The sequence below is a fragment of the Trichodesmium erythraeum IMS101 genome, from assembly GCF_000014265.1.
Taxonomy (GTDB): Bacteria; Cyanobacteriota; Cyanobacteriia; order Cyanobacteriales; family Microcoleaceae; genus Trichodesmium; species Trichodesmium erythraeum.
In genome coordinates this window covers 1243455-1263008 of the sequence record NC_008312.1, presented here as the reverse complement: position 1 = coordinate 1263008, position 19554 = coordinate 1243455, and the positions used below count along the sequence as shown (strand labels likewise).

Here is a 19554-nt window from a genome sequence, read left to right as displayed (position 1 = left end):
CCAGTTATTTCAGTTATTAGTTATCAGTTATTAGTTATCATTTATCATTTATCAGTTGTCACGAAATGATTTTTTTGTGAGATTTCCTACAAAGGGCTTATGTTCATTGGTCCCACTATGGAATCAATTATAAACCCTAACCTAAGCCACTGGCATTAAACCTTAACTTTTTCCTTCTTAAACAACCGACCATATTTATAATAGGCAGCACAAGCACCTTCAGAGGAAACCATGCAAGTGCCGATCGGGTTTTCAGGAGTACAAGCAGTACCAAAGACTTTACACTCCCAAGGTTTCAGTACACCTTTGAGAATTTCCCCACATTGGCAAGCTTTAGCATCAGCAACTTTTTTGTTAGGCAGACAAAACTTAGCCTCAGCATCAAAACAGGAATAAGCATCAGTAATTTTTAATCCGGACTCGGGAATTTCTCCCAAACCACGCCACTCAAACGTATCTCGCACTTCAAATACTCGTTTCATGGCTTCAAGTGCTACCCTATTACCCTCTTCTTTTACTATGCGACTATATTGATTTTCAACTTCACAACGACCTTCTAATATTTGCTGTAGTAACATCCAAATAGACTGCAAAATATCCAAAGGTTCAAAACCTGATACAACCACAGGTTTTTGGTATTTTTCCGAAATTATGTGATATACTTGAGTACCAATAACCATACTCACATGACCAGGCCCAACAAAACCTTGTAATTCTAAATCTGGGTTGCTAAGTAATGCCTCTAGAGCCGGTACAACCAAAACATGGTTACTAAATATACTGAAATTTTTGACGCCTTCTGCTTCTGCCTGCAAAATAGTTAAAGCTGCACTGGGGGCAGTAGTTTCAAAACCTAAACCAAAGAAAATTATCTCTTTATCTGGGTTTTCTTTAGCTATCTTCAAACTATCCAGGGGCGAATAAACCATTCTAATATCTGCACCCTGAGCTTTTGCCTGTAACAAACTTTTTTGAGAACCCGGTACTCGCATCCCATCACCGAAAGTTGTAAAAATGACATTGGGTTTTTCTGCCAGAGCGATCGCATCATCTAATCTACCTCTGGGCATAATGCAAACTGGACAGCCAGGGCCATGTATTAGTTCAATATTATTAGGTAAAGCTTCTTGAATGCCATATTTAAAAATAGAGTGAGTGTGACCCCCACAAACTTCCATTATTTTTAGTGGGTGTTCCGTGGTGTATCCTAACTTTTGGCTGAGTTGAGCAATTTCTCTTACTAAACCTTGTGCTTTGTCGGGGTCGCGAAATTCTTTAACGTACTTCATATCAGTTATCAGAAATAAATGTAATAATATGTTAGGTTTACGTTCCCAAAAATCTCCAACAATCTTATAAAATCTAATAATTATTGGATTTTTGACAAATTTTCTGTTCCCTATTGCTGGCAGTGTGAGTGTTATCCAGGTCCCCGGGGTGAACTCCATTGCTAAATTTAAGGCTGCACTCAAGTCTCACTCACGAGCATTGCAGTGTTTGCATTTGCACTACCGGTGACAGAGCTCGTGTTTGAGTAGCAATGTTTTTTGAGTGGTTATTTGGGTCCAGTTCAGTTTTGAATTCAACCTGGTAGCATAAATAAAAATAATTACAGATGATCAGAAACTATACCATAAGTTAAAAGCCTATGTGTCCTTACTCAAACAAACCTACTTTTTAATTCATTACTGCAGCGACTTCCTGCAATAATTTTAAAGTTTCTGTGGCTTCTTCTTCATCTAAACGGTTCATGGCAAAACCCACATGAACTAACACCCAGTCACCAACACAAGACTCTATCGGATGTTCTTCATCAATAATGCAAGCAATATTAACCTCTCTTTTGACTCCACTAATACTAACCATTGCCAATTTCTTGACAATATCGGTAATTTCAACAATTTGACCAGGAATTCCTAAACACATTTTTCTTAAATAAGTTAATCAAACTTTTACTAAAATCAATAACGCTTCACAGGAATTGCCCATATGAACTGATACCCAGTCACCAAAACAAGACTCAACTGAATCTTCTTCATCATTAACCTCTCTTTTTCCCACTAATACAACTATTGCCAATTTCTTGACAATATCGGTAATTTCAACAATTTGACCAGGAATTCCTAAACATATTTTTATGAAAATAAATTAATCAAACTTTGACTAAAATCAAAATTGTTTAAAATTCCTCGATCTGTCCACGACTCCTTGTTTTTTCCTCCTTGTCTTGTCCCTCTGATTTTACATTCTCAGTCTAGCCGCAGCGATCGCTACTTGACCTAGAGATAAACCACCATCATTAGCTGGAACTTGACGATGAGTCAATACGTCTAACCCCATTTTAATTAAGCGATCGCTCACTAGAGAAAGTAACAATTGATTTTGAAATACTCCACCAGTCAAAGCTACCTGATTAAACTCACAACTCTGATGTAATTCAGCTACCATCTTAGAAATAGCCTTCGCTAACCCTTGATGAAATTTAGCTGCCATCAGAGCTGGAGTGGCACTTTGTTTTGTATCTATCAGTAAAGATTGCCACATTGGCTGTGGCACTATATAAGTAAGAGGGAATTTACTTACATTTTCCATTTGTAACAGATCCAATTGATAACTCTCAATTTCTTCAGAATCATTTAACAAATATTCTGTTGCTAAAGTCTCCAAACTGATAGCAGCTTGGCCTTCATAACTACAAGATTCTTGGCAAATTCCAATCGCAGCAGCTACCGCATCAAATAACCGTCCACAAGAAGAAGCCAGGGGAGAATTAATCTTTTTTTCTATCATTTGATTTAGCAAAGCTAGAGGTTTTGTTTGCAAAAAACTAAATAATTCCAAACATTCATAATTCTTAATAAAATCTACACCAAAAGCAGCTACTAAATGTGCATAAGTATTCCGCCAAGGTTGATAAATTGCCTGTTCTCCTCCAATCATTGCTACAGGTTTAAAAGTTCCTAAACGTTCAAAACCGTGATAATTTGCTAATAAAAATTCTCCTCCCCAAATAGTTCCATCTTCCCCATAACCCAACCCGTCTAGAGCAATTCCTAAAACAGGCTGACAATCAATATCTAATCCATTTTCAACCATACAAGCTGCTATATGACTATGATGATGCTGCACTTCTATAATTTTTGAATTATTAGTATTTGCCAAATCTTTTCCTAGTTTTGTTGATAAATATTCTGGGTGTTTATCAACAACAATATTACTAGGTTTAGCCTCCAATAACTCCAAAAAAAGATTCAAAGTTTTTTGATAAGCCGTGACAGCTAAACTATTTTTTAAATCCCCAATATGTTGAGATAAAATAGCTTGACCATCACGCAATAAACAAAAAGTATTTTTTAACTGACTTCCCATTGCCAAAATAGGAGAAATATTAGCAAATCCAGGAGGTAAATTAATTGGGGCAGGAGCATAACCACGAGCTCGACGTAATACTTGAGGCACTTCTTTAATAACTCGTACCACAGAATCATCAACCCGATTAAAAATAGGGCGATTATGTATGAGAAAATAATCAGCAATTCCTGATAGTTTTTCCCGAGTTTCTTCATTATCAATACACTGAGGTTCATCAGAAAAATTGCCACTTGTTAATACCATGGGAACATTCAAACGACGCAGTGCTAAATGATGCAATGGAGTATATGGTAGCATAAAACCCAAAGTATTTTGTCCAGGTGCAACACTAGGAGCAACCTGTTTGCTACCGTTGGCAGATAACAACACAATAGGAGCAGCTACACTTGATAATAATTTGTGTTCCATCTCACTAATACTACAATATTCGGAAATCACCTCAATATCTCGTGCCATCAATGCTAAAGGTTTATCTGGGCGACGTTTGCGATAACGTAATTTTTGTACCGCTTCCTCATTAGTGGCATCGCAAGCAAGGTGAAAGCCACCTAAGCCTTTGACAGCAACTATCATTCCTCGTTGGATCAGAGTACAGAGCGCATCCACATCATCTAACATTGAGAACATATCAGCAGTGACTGGTTTACCATCTGCTCTTTCTAACCAAGCTTTCGGTCCACAAACATGACAGGCAATAGGTTGAGCGTGGAAGCGACGGTTAAGGGGATCGGAATATTCTTCCTGACATTCTGGGCAAAAGTTAAAATCTGCCATAGTTGTATTTTTGCGATCATAAGGTAATTTTTTAGTAATACTGAAGCGGGGTCCGCAGTGGGTACAGTTAGTAAATGGGTAGCGATACCAACGACTCAAAGGGTCAAGGATTTCATGTTTGCAGTTGGAGCAGGTTGCAGCATCGGGTGCTATTTTGGTACGAACGCTGTTGTTGTTGCTTGAGGTAATGATAAAATCTAGGAAATTTGCATTTTCCAAGTGCTGTCGGGTAATGGTTTCGATATCGGCAAGTGGAGGGCGTTCAGAATGTATTTTTTCGATCAACTGGTCAATAGTCGAGCGATCGCCTACAACTTTAATTAAAACACCTTGCCCATCATTACTAACTTCACCGCACAACCCTAATGTTTTAGCAATGCGGTAGACTGTAGGGCGAAAACCTACACCTTGGACAGTGCCATAGATACGAATTTGTTCTGCTATTTTAGACATTGGATAATAATAATTGAGATTCTTAATTAATTATACAAGGGAAATCAATTCGGTAATAGGGATGCTCCTCAAGGGTTTTGGTTGTAACATTAGTTCATAAACAGCAAACAAACGTGTCATACTTTAAGCTACCTAATTTTTTTGTGATCATGTTCAATTTCTTCTACGTTTGCTTCAGCTTAAGTACATTTTATGGGTAACACTGGAGAATTTAGCGATCGCTTGTACCCAAACCTAGATATCTTCTTGAGTGATGGCTTCCAGGCCAAGAGAAAAGTCAATTTATCTGGAGCTACTCTTCGTGGTCAACTATGTTGTAGTTAAGCTCATTTCTCTTATCAATAAGGAATTGCGCTTTTATTAGATACATTCATCCCAATAGCTGACCTACATCAACAAACATATTAGCTCCCAAATTCTCAAACAGGTGAAGAAATTCTATTAATAGGGTGTAACCAATACGATTTTTTTCTGGTTTTAGTTCTAATTATACCTAGCTTAACCATTCCTGTATTATGATTTTGCCTTGCAACACTACCTTGATCTCTTCATGTAGGATAGCAAAGTCATCAGTATAGCGTATTAAATTTAAACCTTTGCATTTCAATTTGCTAGCTGTTCTGATATCCCCTAGAATTCTTCATATCTAAGGTTTAGGCAAACTCCATAAGTCTTTCTTAGAGTTATGTAAAGCGATGTTGGCACTTTAGGGAGCTTCTTACCCCTCCCTGTAGTATAAGTATACCCACTCCCTCAGCAAAAGTGGTGGGTGGAGCCTTAAGTTGGGGAGGATGTCAAAGACCACAACAAAACCCTATTATTACCAGAATCAGCAATAACAGCAGTATTACCACAAACAGAAATCCCATAAGGCCAGCACAAACTTTGCCGAGTTGGATGTAAACTCAAAGCATTTTCACTCTTACTCTCAAAATGAGGTTGACCAGTCAAAGCCAGTGCAGGAGTTCCCATCCCCACAACATCCCGCCAACCCAACAACCGGGAATTAGCAGTATCAGCAACGATCAACCATTCCCCAGTCGCCACCACACCATAAGGCATACTCAAACTAACAGCAGAAGGAAAATAAACCCCCTGATTTAACTGTACCGTGTCAAATTGAGATTGACCAAGCACTACAGAGCAAGGTTGATTATTCTCAGTAGGAATACCATCCCAAACCATCACCCGGTTATTGCCAGCATCCGTCACAACCAAACTTTCTTCCCAAAAAGTAATATCATGAGGCCAACGCATACTTGCTGCCGTTGCCTCTCCGCCACCATTTTCATCGCGACAACTCATATCTGTTTGTCCCAAAACCAAATCTGCTGGTTGCCCGTTAACCTCTGGTAATTGCTGCCACATCAATACCCTACGGTTACCCGTGTCCGCTACCCAGAGCTGATCGTGATGACAGATGACACCATAAGGCCAGTGCATTCTGTCAGCAGCAGTTTCTAACTTGCTTCGGTTAGATTCATTTTCAGAAAAATCTGCTTGCCCCAAAACAATATCAGCAGGAACATTATTATCTTCCGGTAACTGTTTCCAAATCAAGACCCTATGATTCCAAGCATCCGCCACTGCCAACCCTTCCCCATAAGCACAGATACTAGTAGGAACGCTAACAGTTGCTGCGGTTGTTTGACCATTAGCGTTTTGCCCCTCTTGAGAAAAATCAGGTTGCCCTATCACCCAGTCAGCAGGTTGATCGTCAGTTTCGGGGCGTTGTCGCCATCCTAATAACCGATGATGTCCTGTATCAGCTACCCACAGGGGGCCGTTTTCGGAGATGAGGCAAGCCCCACGGGGTCCGAACATCGTGGTTTTACTGGGTGTTAGTGGTACAACTAAGGAATTAGAATATGCTGCGCCAAGAATAATTTCTGCTCCCTTAGGTTCAAGGATATATGGTTTTATTTCTTGGTTTTCATTAGGGTAATTGTTAAGAGATACTTTCATGTAAGTTTTAGATTTTGGGTTTCTGTTTCGTATTAAGATTAGATTTCGACTGAAATTGGTTCTCAAACCGTTATAGTTCCCTTCCAAAATTGGTATTTTTTGGAAAGATATATTAGTATTTTACTATATAACAATCTTTGATTATTCTTTTAATTACGAAGAGGCTGTTTGTAAATAATTATGAAGTATTAGTAGCGATCGCTAATCGTTTGAGCATTAAACGAATCATTGAAAGATAAATGAAGGCTTCGCTGTGGTGAGGATGTTCTTCATAATCTTTAGAAAATCTACGATGACGTCCTAACCAAGCAAAAGTTCTGGTAGTGCATCAAGAAAGTATGGAAATGGTAATATAATCGTTGTCCTTAAATACTTTCTATTATCATGGAATGTTTTCTATGTGGTCATCAGAAAACTCATAAACATGGAAAGACCAGTAATGTTCTTGACGATATTATTGTCCTGAATGCCTACAAACTTTCACCGATACTTTTGACACTCTCTACTATCGTAGAACAATTCAACCTGAACAAATGTCTATGGTTCTAGAGACTCACGTTGAGGTCAGTAGTTTAAGAGGGATTACTCGAACAGTCAATTTGGCCGATAATACGGTAGTTAGTTTGGCGAGAGCTGCCTCTGAAAAAGGACAAATGATTCATAATGCTCATGTCCAGAATATCAATACCTCAAAAATCAGCAGTGATGAGTTTTGGTCATTCGTCCAAAAAAACGAAAACAGTGCCAGTATCAGGAATTGACAGAAGGAGATTTTGGGTTGGCAAGCCCCTAGGCTTCATCCAGTGGATTAATTCTGAGTGCTAGAGTAGATAAACATACTGACCAGTTGATTGAGGAATTGGTCGTCAACACAAAAGGGAAAACTAGCTGTAAAAAATGGCTAACTGATGATCGGAGGGTATGAACGAGTATTGCCCTGTAATAGAACACATTATTGGTAAAAACCATTGCCCTGCAATTGGAAGGCACAAATGGAATTATCAGACAGCAGCTCGGTCGATGGCATCGCCGACAGAATAAATTTGGCAAGCTCTGGCAACAAACTGAGGTAACAGTAAGGTTGGCGAGGGCCTATTTTAATTTGATTTTGGTTCATAGTGGCAAAGAAAATACTGCTGCACAAAGAGCTGAGGAACGCCCTCGCTCCTTGGAATTGGAAGGACTTAATTACTTATCCCACACTTTACTGACGCACTACCCAACTATCGGCGGCTATCATTGATTCACAGTCAGTAAAAACGACTGAAAAACTGGAGAAGTCCGTGACAATGGTTTGTGGGTGTAAATTAGATATTGTTAATAGAACTGAAAAAGGGTTTAAAGTTTTACCCAGACGTTGGGTAGTGGAAAGAACTTTTGCTTGCTTAGGAGGTCATCGTAGATTTTCTCAAGATTATGAAGAACATCCTCACAACAGCGAAGCCTTCATTCATATTTTAATGATTCGTTTAATGCTCAAACGGTTAGCGATCGCTACTAATACTTCATAATTCTTTATCAAAAGCTTCTAAGAGATTGGCTGGTAACAATGAATGAATTATTAACCAGTATGCACTATTTCCTGACATAAGAGTGGGGAATGTTTTTTTATATTAAAAACTTTGTATTGTCCAGTATTCACTAAAAAATCTATTTAATATAATAAAAATATCTAAGTCTCAAGCACCAGGACTTTAAATATGTTAATTATTAGACCTCTCTAAAACAAAATTTAAGCTAAAATTTAGCGGCTAATTATGTATAACTTGTCTCAAAATAAATAATGTTAACTTAGATATGTTATAATCTTCTTATTAGTAAAATTTGAAATTATCTAATTTCAAGACTCCTACTTTACTTAAGTGGGAAAAAATGAGAACTAATAACTGAAAACCATAGCTAATAATTGAAATGACTCCAGAACAACATAAAAAGAAAATGCAGCGCCGTAAAGAAGTTCAAGACCAGCGAGTATCTCAAGCTGATCGGAAAAAAGGTTTAATTATTGTGAATACTGGTAATGGTAAAGGCAAAACTACAGCAGCATTGGGTATGGTAATACGCTCTTTAGGTCATGGCTATCGAGTAGCAATTATTCAATTTATTAAAGGTGGTTGGGAACCCGCAGAAAAAGAAGTCTTGGGCAAGTGGGGCGAACAACTATGTTTTCATGCTTTGGGTGAAGGATTTACCTGGGAAACTCAAGACCGCGATCGCGATATCCAGAAAGTCTATGAAGCTTGGGACTTGGCTTTAACTTTTATTCAAAACCCAGATTTTAAACTAGTCTTACTTGATGAAGTTAATGTTACTCTGAAATTAAATTATTTAAAATTAGAAGATTTATTGACAGGCTTGGAAAAAAAATCAGAAGATTCTCATGTTATTCTCACAGGTAGAGGCGCTCCTCCTGAATTGATTGAAAAAGCTGATTTAGTTACAGAAATGCAAATGATTAAGCATCCTTTTAGAGAACAAGGAGTTAAGGCGCAACCTGGTATAGAGTATTAAGACTTTCTCATACCAGTTGACCTTAAAGATGTTACAAGTTGTTTCGGCTTCAAGCCTTATATGTGAAATATATGTGAAATAATTTCCGAAAATTACTGAGGGCTTTCAGGTATTGATCCATTACAATCTTAATACATCAATACATTCATGCATTACTTTTAACTTCTTTGAAAGAGTAATAGCATCACCAAACTAGATATTCATAGTTAGTTTTACAAAGTTTTAACATTCGAAAATCGTTATCACTCACTTGATTTCTCCGGTAATATTTCCGTAAATTCACCGTGTAGTCAGAGGCAGTCTCATCATAACTATCTATAACTTTTACCTGTAAGCTATCTTCTTGATGAATACCATAAAAACAGTAAAAACTTGAATGGAGCATATAAAAAGCACCAATTACCTTACCACCTTTCAGCTCAAAAACAAAATACTCATTCTGAATTTTACCTGATTCTTCAGACTCACCAAAAAGGTAAATTCCATCTCTATACAACATATTATTGTTGTCTATGTTTGAAAAAAAAATTGGCCTTTCTTGCTTAAACTGAACGGAAATAGATTTATACTTCACGACTGGTCTATTAACTGCACCATAGGCCAATATAGAGTAGGTTGCGATCGCCACTAACCTAAATATCACGAATATTGCTTAATTATTATCTACACTATTATCATATATACAAAATAGGATGAAGGTATAATTAAAGTCATCAGTCATAATTTCTCAGTCATCAGTCATCAGTCATAAATCATAAGTAAGGAGTTTATTCTTATAGATAGTTAGACAGACAAGCAAAAAAACATAAGCCTAAGCCCAAAATGATAAAAACTTGAGATTAATAACACACAGAACAAGAGAGCAATGCTAGGAAAATACTATAGCAGTTAGGAAATGTAGCGTGGAATATATATATGTTTCCACTGATTTCTCCCCTTAGAGAAGCTAAGGGGAAGTTGGCTTCTGACTTCAGTTAGCTAGCTACATACTCCCGCACCTTGGCCTGACGACGGCGTAAAAAGGCCAAAGCTTGATGTTCTAGTTGGCGAACTCGCTCACGACTAAGTTGAAGTTTATCTCCCACTTTTGCTAAAGACATCTCCTTACCATCCTCAAGACCAAAACGCAATACCAATACACGACGTTGTTGCTCACTCAATTCTGCCAGTAAGGTATTTATATCTTGACGCAATAACTCACCAGTTATGTAGTCATCCGGAGAAGATGTTTCATCCTCCAAAAGTTCTTGCAGTTCAGTATCCTGATTATCTCCAACTCTTAAATCTAAGGAAATAGGATGACGGGCCATCAAAAGATATTCTCTAATCTGAGAAGGTTCTAATTCTAAAGCTTGGGCAATCTCAGAAGGAGTAGGACTACGACCCAAACTCTGAATTAGTTCTCTCTGAACTCTTTTGATTTTGTTGAGCTTTTCAGTAATATGAATAGGTAGGCGAATAGTACGAGCTTGTTGTGCGATCGCTCTAGTAATTGCCTGACGAATCCACCAGTAAGCATAAGTAGAAAATTTGTATCCCCGTGTAGGATCAAATTTTTCCACCCCTCTTTCTAAACCAAGAGTACCTTCTTGAATTAAATCTAAGAACTCCATATTTCGCTTTTGATACTTTTTAGCGATCGCTACTACTAAGCGAAGATTAGCTTCAATCATTTTTTGCTTGGCACGTTGACCTTGCTTAATTGCTTGCTTAAGTACTTTTTCACTTACTAGTAAATGTTCTGCCCATTCTAGTAAAGTTGCTGTTCTATTAAGTTTTTCCTCTAATTTTTCTTTTAATTCTAGGAATTGCATCATTTGCTGCACTTGTTTACCATAAACAATCTCTTCCTCACGAGTTAAAAGTGGTACACGACCAATCTCATGTAAGTAGGTACGAACTGTGTCCATTGAAGAGTAAGTAGTAGGACCAAATTTAGTTTGAGTTTTCTTTTGATTTTTATTTTCTTGATTTAGCTTTGACATTTTTTTAATAAACTCCTTTAATAAATATTGCAGTAGTTATAATTTTCTTCTTAGGTTAGAAATACATAGATATCCAACTAGATAAGGATATCCTTGTCTATCCCTTACTATGGAATTATAAGATTATTTCCATCTTCACATGATTTATATTTATAAAGTTTATATAGTGTTTATATAAATTCAACTCACAGTGAGTCTACCTTTCTTATTCTTTCTAAAAGCTTAAACTAGATTCATCAATGAAATTTTCAATAATCATATATAAAACCTTGATTTTTGCTTAAGATTGGTAGGAACTAAAATTAACTTCAACTTATCTTTCAGTATTTCCGCAAAACTTGAATAAAACTATTGACTTACTATCTAGTCGGTTCCATAACTACTTAAGATAAATTTAAAAAATCACCGAAATTTTCTCAAAAGTTGACAAAGAACAATCAAAATTTAGTTTTTCATAGCATCTCCTAAAAAATACTACCCATAACATAAAATATTGATAAATATTGTCTCAAAATATACTATGATCTATTATAAAAAACTAATTTTGCATCAACCAAATCGAATTAATTTTTTTGTCCCTTCTATACCTGTATATAGGCCATTTTTGATGTGGATTTGAAAAAGTTTCGAAAGTAAATATTTATCCACATCCACCATCCTAGTGGATCTAGGCTAAAGCCATAAAATAGAAAAACCATTACCCGTATCTGTCTTCTCTTTCTAGTAGAAATATACAACCTCCAATAAAAAATCCCCGCACCTAAGAGCCGGGGAGTATATCAACTGATTATTGTGATTTCTTTATCAAGAAAAAGTTTTCTTCATTAATAAAACAAAATTATTGATTTACGGCTCTCCTCCGATAATTTCTCCTATAGGATTTCCGGATAGTACCCTCTGGAAATTAACAAAACCATTATCAATACTTCCACTTAAGGCAAAACTTCCATCCAAAGGTAGATCAGACGTATAAGTTACGCGCACTAAATAGTTAAATTCTGGTAATAGAGTTAACTGAGAAGAAATCTCTGGAATATCTGCTTCTACTTCTGGTCCAATTCTTGCATTAACATTATTAACATCGTTACCACCATTATCGTTAGCTGCAATTGGTATCTGTCTCCGTTCAGGTGTTAACAGAGAATCTTGAGGAATTTGATATACTTCTAATAGAGGGTCAAAGTCACTATTATTGCTGATCAGATCGATTGTTATTGGAGTATTTGGTGTAGCATTTAACAAATAATCTTCTTTAAAAACAAAAGCCGTATTTTCACGATTTCTCACTGTTTCATCAGTTCGGTCTATAATACTGTCAATACTGACATTTACTCCTTGAAGTTCCGGGGATATTGGCGGTGTTGGAGTTACTGGATCTGTTGGAGGTTCTGGAGATATTGGAGTTGCTGGAGGTACTGAAGGTATAATGTCAGAATTCATATCAAAAGCACTAGGGAAAAGGCTTAAGTCATAATCAGAGAAAGAGTCATCACTAACAGACTCAGGCTGAAAAATAGTGATATTATAAGTATCGGGGTTAGGTAAAAACACTTGAAACTTCTCACTTAACTGATCAAAGTTTTGACTACGCTCAATTAAATTACGATTACTATCTAATACTGCTATTTCAATATTACTATTGCTTTTTTCAAAAGCAACCCCTACAATCAATGGTTGTTCAGCTATGAAGCTATAGTTGTCTATACGATCTAGATTATTAATTCTTGCGGAATCACTTATTTGTTCTTCTGGAACTAGAGTACCTAAAAAGTCTGGTGTCCTTGGATCATCATTATTATTGTTAATACTATAAGTATTAGTATCTCCAGTAAATAGGGAAACATTAGCATCCCTAGGAAATAGAGCTAACTCATAGTCACTAGCAATACCAGGAGAAGTTTGAAAAACATTGATAAAGTATTGACCGGGGGTAGAAAAAACTGCCTGAAATGCTTCATTAGACGTCCCTAAATTATTACCCCTAGCAATTAAATTACCATTGCTATCTAATACTTCTAGATCAATATTGCCAGTAAGATTTTGTAGTGCAATTCCTGAATTTAAGGGTGCATCAACTGTAAGCCCATATAAGTCTAGTTTATCTAAATCATTTATTGTCCCTGAACGAGTTATAGGTGTTTGAGGAAACAGAGTACCTAATTGAATTACTTCATTGATACTATCGTTACTGTTGGTAGCCATGTGTCAAAATTTTTTAATTATGTTGATGATTGGTTAAATTGGTTAAGTCTTTAGTGATTTGTAAAAATCTTTTTACGTTAAGACATAAGTATAATATCATAAGAATTATATGTGGCAAAAAAAAAGTTTCTATCCGGTAGAAACATATTCTAGTTTCTGTCCTGCTTTCAGTTATTTATGATATTTTATTCATCAAGAATTACCCAGACACCAGGTTTATAAACGAAATTTCTTGATAAAAACAATAATTATGGTTCTTATTTGAGTGCGTAAATAATAATATAATTTATGTCTCAAGTATCTACAAAAGTATCTATTTGTGTATATTTACCATCATTTAAATTAAGGCATAATTAAAACTGAACAAATAATATATATTCTCTATAAACCTTTTAATTGCTAGTTTCATAAAAAAACTATTACTTACCGTTAAATAACTCTAAAAGCATACTTTAAGGAAGCAAAAAAATACCATCATATCGTAAATGAATTAAGAAAAAGATGAATTAACAAATACCATAAGTCAGGAAAAATTTAATCTCTAAAGAGAACCTGCTTATAGATAAAGATGCCAGTCTAAAACCTCTAAATAATAGACAAGATAAAACTTTATTGGACATCATTTCAAGTAGATTGTCAACAACAATGGATGTGGGAGCACGAAAAACAACGAATAGATGATAAGATAGTAAGTCTAAATCAAGCTGATGTATGTCCAATAGTGAGAGGAAAAGCTGGAAAAAAAACTTAATCAAAGTATTTTCAGCAGAGCGGTCCGCCTGCTTGTTGACTAGGAAAAATATTGATCAAGAACAGAGAAAACAAGCTCAAGAGCGATGAAAGATTATGTAACCATGTTCATGGTAAATTTAGGCAAAGTACAAAGAATATTTAATTTAGTCAAAGTGATAGATAAACTTTCTAAAACTTCTACAAATACCTACGCAATCACTTTTTTTAGTAATGAACCTTTCTACCCTATTAAAAGGAGGTTTCTCTCTTTTTTTGTACTTTTTTGGAGAAAAACTGTTTTGCAGCCTGTTTAATCACTTCAAATTATATTTTAATGAATCTATAATAATAGGAAATCATAACTTTATTTAAAGAATCAATCAAACACTTTCGGATTTATTCTGAATGAATAAATGATAAACTAAAAGTTTGGCGAATGTAGCGCACCCTTGCCTCGCAATAAGCTCCGAAAATCAATAATTTCTTTTCAGTTGATGTATTGATGTATTATATTATTTAGTTTATCTTCATAATAGTGCCATTATATCTACCTTAATCCTTGCTTGTTACCTTGTGTAATAAACATTTTTTTTGAACCGAATTAAGGGGATTTAATATAATATTAAGTCTATTTGAGTCCCCAATTTAGAAAAATTTGATAGTAATTGATACTTTAAAAAGGATGTTTATTATGGCTAATTAATCATACTGGAGATAAGAAGGTTTGCCAAACTTTTTACTGTTAGTAAATAAACAACTCTTGTTTTACATTTCATTTGAAAATGCTATATACAGTACCTCCTACTATTATAAATTACACACATAGCTATAAAAGTCCAACACTACAATAATTTTAACATTTATATCTTGTATACGATTTACCCCATTCCGATCCTATAAATGTCCATATCTTTACTTAGGGTGCTATAAATTACTAGAAATTACATATAGAAATTTAGTTTCTAGTATGCCCTGTGTCAGTCCACTTCATATTATTCTTTAATGAAGTCAATGCTCTTAATAAATTTAATTAAATGTTTGTGAAACTCTTCAGTTTTTTGTATATAACAAGCATGACCAGCGTCAGTCAGAATAACTTTTTGAGCATTGGGCATTAATTCTACTAATAAATCAGCTTTTTCTATAGGTACTATCCGATCATTACTTCCCCAAATAGCTAATGTTGGTAATTTAATTCCTTTTAATTCATCCTGAAAACGCTCAATTCCTACAGTGGAAACTGCTACAAAGCCCCCTAGTTTATCAAAATCATCAATCACAAAAGGGAAACTATAACCACCGCTCATAGAAGGGGATACTAAAATTGGTAAATTTAAGTTTAACTTATTTAATATTCCTCGCAAAAAACCTAAGTTAGAAACTGATATTCTTTGGGAACGACCATAGCCAGGAATATCTACTGCAACAGCTCGGTAACCCTGGGTAGTCAAAATATCAAGAGTACCTATTTCTTGCCATGTATGAGCAGTAAAACTTGCTCCATGTAGCAACAATACACTAACTGCATTTTTTTTTCCAGTTTCTAGGTAATGGATCCGAGCATTTTCCAACTCCAGACATTTATAATTAATATTGGTATCCATGATTGATTTAGACATATTTTATAATTTTAAATAGTACAATAAAAACTGATTATTAAACATGAATATTGCCAACATAAATTTTACATAAAAATAAAATAGTTTTCTATAAATTAGCTCCATTAACTCACCTAATTGGCGAACATTTGCAAGATAAAAAATGACAAATTATCAATTTCTGATCATATTGACGATTCTATTTTAGTAGTTATTATTACCTATTCCTACATATCATCTTGGCCTAGGAAAGAAAACCTTAGATTTTCTCTATGATAGTATGCTGTCTTGACAAATACCAGTAGCAGTAGTGCCATAAATTTGACAGCGGGGACTGGGAATGATGGAAGCAACAATTATTGACCTTACCCTACTCAATACCACGTTTTGGGACAATTAATAATTCTTTTTCTAATAAAAAACTTTACAGTTTTTTTTCCAAAAATAAACCCCACAGTCTCAATCTTCAAAGAATTATTGGTTATCGTTTATTTTACCATAACATCAGATATTCGTAGTTTACTTATAGAGAATAGAGTATAGGAAATCAGCAAAGACATAATTATTACAATTTCTGCTTGCTTATAAGGAATAGGAAATAGTCAAAGATACTATTAAAGGGAATAAAAAAAGGAGATAGAGAATAGGGAATAAGTAATAGGCGAAGACACTATTATTTATCCTATAACTTAGAGTTTTCCCTAGCATAGATGAAAAAAAATTTTAAGCCTAGACAAAGCAAAAAGTCCCAGCATTTATACTTTTTCCAGTATTTGTAGTCACAAAGTATTTGGGGATTTTTTAAGTCATCAAGCTATAAGTCTATTTTACAAATCATCTCTAATATTTCATACCATTTCTCAAAAAATTTTCTACTTGACTATTGAGTAGAGGAGTTACTTCTACTAATAACGGGACTAAAAAAAAATGTTATCAATAATCTAGGATTAATAAGATAATTTAATCAGATTTCCTTTTGATTAAAAAGGGATATTCAAAACAACTATAATTTATAATATAATAATATTTTAACTATTTATTCTGACTGTTGAGTAATCTATTCTGACTCAATAGTGGTAGCCATTTACTAAAGGGTAAAATTTGTATTCGGGGGTATAGCTTCGATAAGCTAGGGGAATAGAGGATTTTTTGTAGGGAGTCTGCATACAGCATCCGTAATGTCTCAAGAGTGACTCTCACTCTTCTAGTTAATTAATTTATCAAAAAAGTTATTACACTTCTGTTAATTAGGTAGGTAACCAAAGAAATTGCTTAACTATCTGAGTTTTTGTAAAGTAACTACAAGCTTCTATAGACAATTGATTTGAGAGTAAATTTACATTTTGTAACATAGCAAAAAATTTGAATGCTTACCTACTTAGTTAATGATTTAAGTGTCACCTAAGTATAGTATTAATCCATAATAATTGGTATAAATTATTAAGTCAAATTAGTTACTATTATTTATTCCTAAATCATAATAAATATATGCTTTTCAGATTGTAGGTCTTCCATTATGCAAATATGTAATAGACATTTTTAAAATACTGTATCTACTTTTATCTCACTGTTTTAAATTCGGAAAATTTTGATTTAATCTATGTTTTTTATGGCTACTAAACAATTTTTAAATCAGGTGAATAGTGAAGTAAATAATATGTAGAAATCTCATTCAATTTCACTAATCATTATATAGTTTTACCATGATTAAAAATAGCATTATCTATGACTATTACTATGATATATTCTAGTTGTAATAATGGCATAAAAAAAATCAGTTAATCAAGCTTCCAATAAATCCCTATTACATGAAGTTTTCTATATTAAAGGAACAAAAATTTTTTTCTTTATTGCAGCACAATACAGCTTAAATTTTCCGTTTTTTTACCTGTATGATGGGGATATAGCAATCCACACATAAGTCGCAACAGATATAATAATAATATATCCACTTCACTAGAAAAAAAATGAATATTTTAGATGAACTAGACGATTTTATAAATCAAATGTGCATAGTCAAAAGAAATAAAAAGAGCCTAGGCAAGTCTTAATGATTTTGTAGAGAAAATCCTACCGTAAAATTCAAGAATTATTAAATGTAACTCAGCAGTTTTATTAGTGAATGGAAAAATCAAGCAATATTTTATGGGGTAGAAAGTTTAAAAATTCAATTATATTGGAACACAAGGTTAGCATATTGGCGGTCGAAAAAGAGCAAATAATTGAGTGGATAAGGGTACAAAATTACCTGATGATTATCAGATTTACAAAAATCTTATTTGAAGCAATATGATATAGTTTTTTAAGCTCTTACAAAGTTATTATAACTTACTTAAAGAAGCGGGAATAACTTGGAAAAAAACTCACTGATAGAAATCTTGCTAAAAATGATGAATTAGTGAAAGCAAAAAAAAAGAAATAGAGGAACTATTGGCTAAATTTAAATTCATTAATAGAAGACGAAAAGCTTGCAGTTTTTATGGTTGATGAATGTCATTTATTATGGGGTTATCTATGCAGCTATAATTGGGGAATAACAGATAAAATAAATTAGGTTCCGATGAAAAAATATTTTGAAAAATCAACTTATTATGGAGCTTATATTTATCAGAATAAATAATTTATTGTAGAAGAATTAAAGATTTGGTTCTACTGAAAAAAAGAATGAATTTGTTAAATATTTAAAAAACCAAAGAACAGGAAAAAGCTAGGCAATATTTTGGGAAGCTACAAGTAATCATAACTTGAATCAAGTTTCGAGAATATTTGATTTTAATTAATCAAGAAAACCCGAAGAAAAATGATTTATAAATTGTATACTCATTTAATCCCGATGCCCCAGAACAAAACCCTATAGAATATATTTGTTTACAAACCAATTTGTACTTCTTTTAAAATAGTTAAATGGCGATTTAAATTTTTTGCAGATGGTCAAATATTTGATTTTCCTAAACTTTTTCAGTATTTAATTTTGCCATAACCTATGCGATGATTACTACAGTGCCTTTTTCCTATAGAAAATACTCGATAAGGATAATCTTTTTGATTACTAATACCAGTATCTAATGCATAAACTTACAGTTTTCTTTCTATTTTAGATAATTCTTTCATAAATTACCATCTTTTTTCTTCATTTATTTCTCAGTCTCCGTAAGTTTTTTATGCGACTAATCTCCAGTATATGACCAGGATTACTAATGAGAAGTAAGTTAAAGTATCTTCCCAGTTTTTAGCTATTTGCTTTTCGATTTTCTGATAATTGTCTCAGCTCAATTTTGGGAATTTATTGTCGTCTTTAATTTTTTTTTGACCATATTTTTGTGGAAATAATTGTTTAATATTACCCTATTTCAGCTTATCAAGAGAGAAATTGGGTGGAAGTTTTCTACAGATAAGCACTCATGATAGTTAGGATTAAGAGAATATCAAGTTAGAAATTAAATCAGCCTAACAAGGCATTTTTTTTTAGTATTTTGTGGTTATACATTTATTATCTGGTATAAATTACATAGACATATAAGAAGGTGTTGGGCTAACCAACTATTCAATACTTTTACTGATATTTGATTGGCATTTTGTACAGCAATATCTTATTGTTTTGTTGATGGGTTAGATGAAAATATCGACATATTTAGGGTTTGCTGAATAGATCTAAAAAACTTACAGAGTAATGATTTTAGGTATTTTTCATCAGAAATAGTATCTAATTTTTAGCTAAAATAGACCAAAAAACAGGTATCTATAATGCACACAAAATTTACAGAAAAGTAGGCTAACGTGACACTCTACTAGAAAATTTTCAACTACCATTCAATGGCAAATTATTCCTAGAAAATCCTTGGGTAGTGATGGCTAGTTTAATTCCTTGGGAGAAATATGAAGATGTATATGCAATCTTTTTCTCCACGATGCATAGGAGCACCTGGATTAAATTTTAGAATAGAATTAGGGGCGTTAATTAT

General features: G+C 34.0%; 12 protein-coding genes and 2 pseudogenes. 5 read left to right on the top strand and 9 right to left on the bottom strand.

Annotated features, from left to right (window positions below; all coding sequences use genetic code 11):
• Window positions 1-155: 155 nt before the first annotated feature.
• The 4 genes from hypD to hypF form a co-directional block, all read right to left on the bottom strand.
• A complete protein-coding gene (gene hypD, locus TERY_RS03765; protein ID WP_011610605.1) occupies window positions 156-1289 on the bottom strand; it encodes a hydrogenase formation protein HypD in 1134 nt (377 codons plus the stop codon).
• 388 nt (window positions 1290-1677) lie between these two features.
• Window positions 1678-1926, bottom strand: a complete 249-nt coding sequence (locus tag TERY_RS03760; RefSeq protein WP_011610604.1) for a HypC/HybG/HupF family hydrogenase formation chaperone — start codon at window positions 1924-1926, stop codon at window positions 1678-1680.
• A gap of 18 nt (window positions 1927-1944) precedes the next feature.
• Window positions 1945-2121, bottom strand: coding sequence for a hypothetical protein (locus TERY_RS27030; protein ID WP_370497388.1), 177 nt, complete (start codon window positions 2119-2121; stop codon window positions 1945-1947).
• Window positions 2122-2241: 120 nt separating this feature from the next.
• On the bottom strand, window positions 2242-4599 hold the full coding sequence (gene hypF / locus TERY_RS03755; protein ID WP_011610603.1) for a carbamoyltransferase HypF: 2358 nt from the start codon (window positions 4597-4599) through the stop codon (window positions 2242-2244).
• Window positions 4600-4791: 192 nt separating this feature from the next.
• Here hypF and TERY_RS36125 point away from each other — a divergent pair, with 192 nt between their 5' ends.
• Complete coding sequence (locus tag TERY_RS36125; protein WP_370496561.1) at window positions 4792-4923, top strand: hypothetical protein; 132 nt, start codon at window positions 4792-4794, stop codon at window positions 4921-4923.
• Between the two features lie 453 nt (window positions 4924-5376).
• On the opposite strand, the gene TERY_RS03750 is transcribed toward TERY_RS36125, so the two are convergent.
• Window positions 5377-6564 (bottom strand): hypothetical protein, encoded by a 1188-nt coding sequence (locus tag TERY_RS03750; protein WP_011610602.1) that lies wholly within the window; start codon window positions 6562-6564, stop codon window positions 5377-5379.
• A 369-nt stretch (window positions 6565-6933) separates the two neighbouring features.
• On the opposite strand from TERY_RS03750, the pseudogene TERY_RS29770 reads away from it, so the two are divergent.
• From TERY_RS29770 to cobO, 3 genes and pseudogenes are all read left to right on the top strand, one after another.
• Window positions 6934-7775: pseudogene (locus TERY_RS29770) on the top strand (IS1 family transposase).
• 78 nt (window positions 7776-7853) lie between these two features.
• Window positions 7854-8075, top strand: coding sequence for an IS5/IS1182 family transposase (locus TERY_RS03735; protein ID WP_011610599.1), 222 nt, complete (start codon window positions 7854-7856; stop codon window positions 8073-8075).
• A 400-nt stretch (window positions 8076-8475) separates the two neighbouring features.
• Entirely contained in the window at window positions 8476-9075 is a 600-nt protein-coding gene (cobO, locus tag TERY_RS03730) for a cob(I)yrinic acid a,c-diamide adenosyltransferase (protein ID WP_081432391.1), read from the top strand.
• A gap of 184 nt (window positions 9076-9259) precedes the next feature.
• Here cobO and TERY_RS03725 read toward each other — a convergent pair whose 3' ends face one another.
• The 4 genes from TERY_RS03725 to TERY_RS03705 form a co-directional block, all read right to left on the bottom strand.
• On the bottom strand, window positions 9260-9718 hold the full coding sequence (locus TERY_RS03725) for a hypothetical protein (protein WP_155994285.1): 459 nt from the start codon (window positions 9716-9718) through the stop codon (window positions 9260-9262).
• Between the two features lie 331 nt (window positions 9719-10049).
• The gene (locus tag TERY_RS03720; RefSeq protein ID WP_011610596.1) at window positions 10050-11060 is read right to left on the bottom strand and encodes an RNA polymerase sigma factor, RpoD/SigA family; all 1011 of its coding nucleotides are present in this window, start codon (window positions 11058-11060) and stop codon (window positions 10050-10052) included.
• 846 nt (window positions 11061-11906) lie between these two features.
• Window positions 11907-13262 (bottom strand): hypothetical protein, encoded by a 1356-nt coding sequence (locus TERY_RS03715; RefSeq protein WP_011610595.1) that lies wholly within the window; start codon window positions 13260-13262, stop codon window positions 11907-11909.
• Window positions 13263-14986: 1724 nt separating this feature from the next.
• Complete coding sequence (locus tag TERY_RS03705; RefSeq protein ID WP_011610594.1) at window positions 14987-15613, bottom strand: alpha/beta fold hydrolase; 627 nt, start codon at window positions 15611-15613, stop codon at window positions 14987-14989.
• Between the two features lie 1946 nt (window positions 15614-17559).
• On the opposite strand from TERY_RS03705, the pseudogene TERY_RS34410 reads away from it, so the two are divergent.
• Window positions 17560-18572, top strand: a pseudogene (locus TERY_RS34410) (IS630 family transposase).
• Window positions 18573-19554 lie beyond the last annotated feature (982 nt).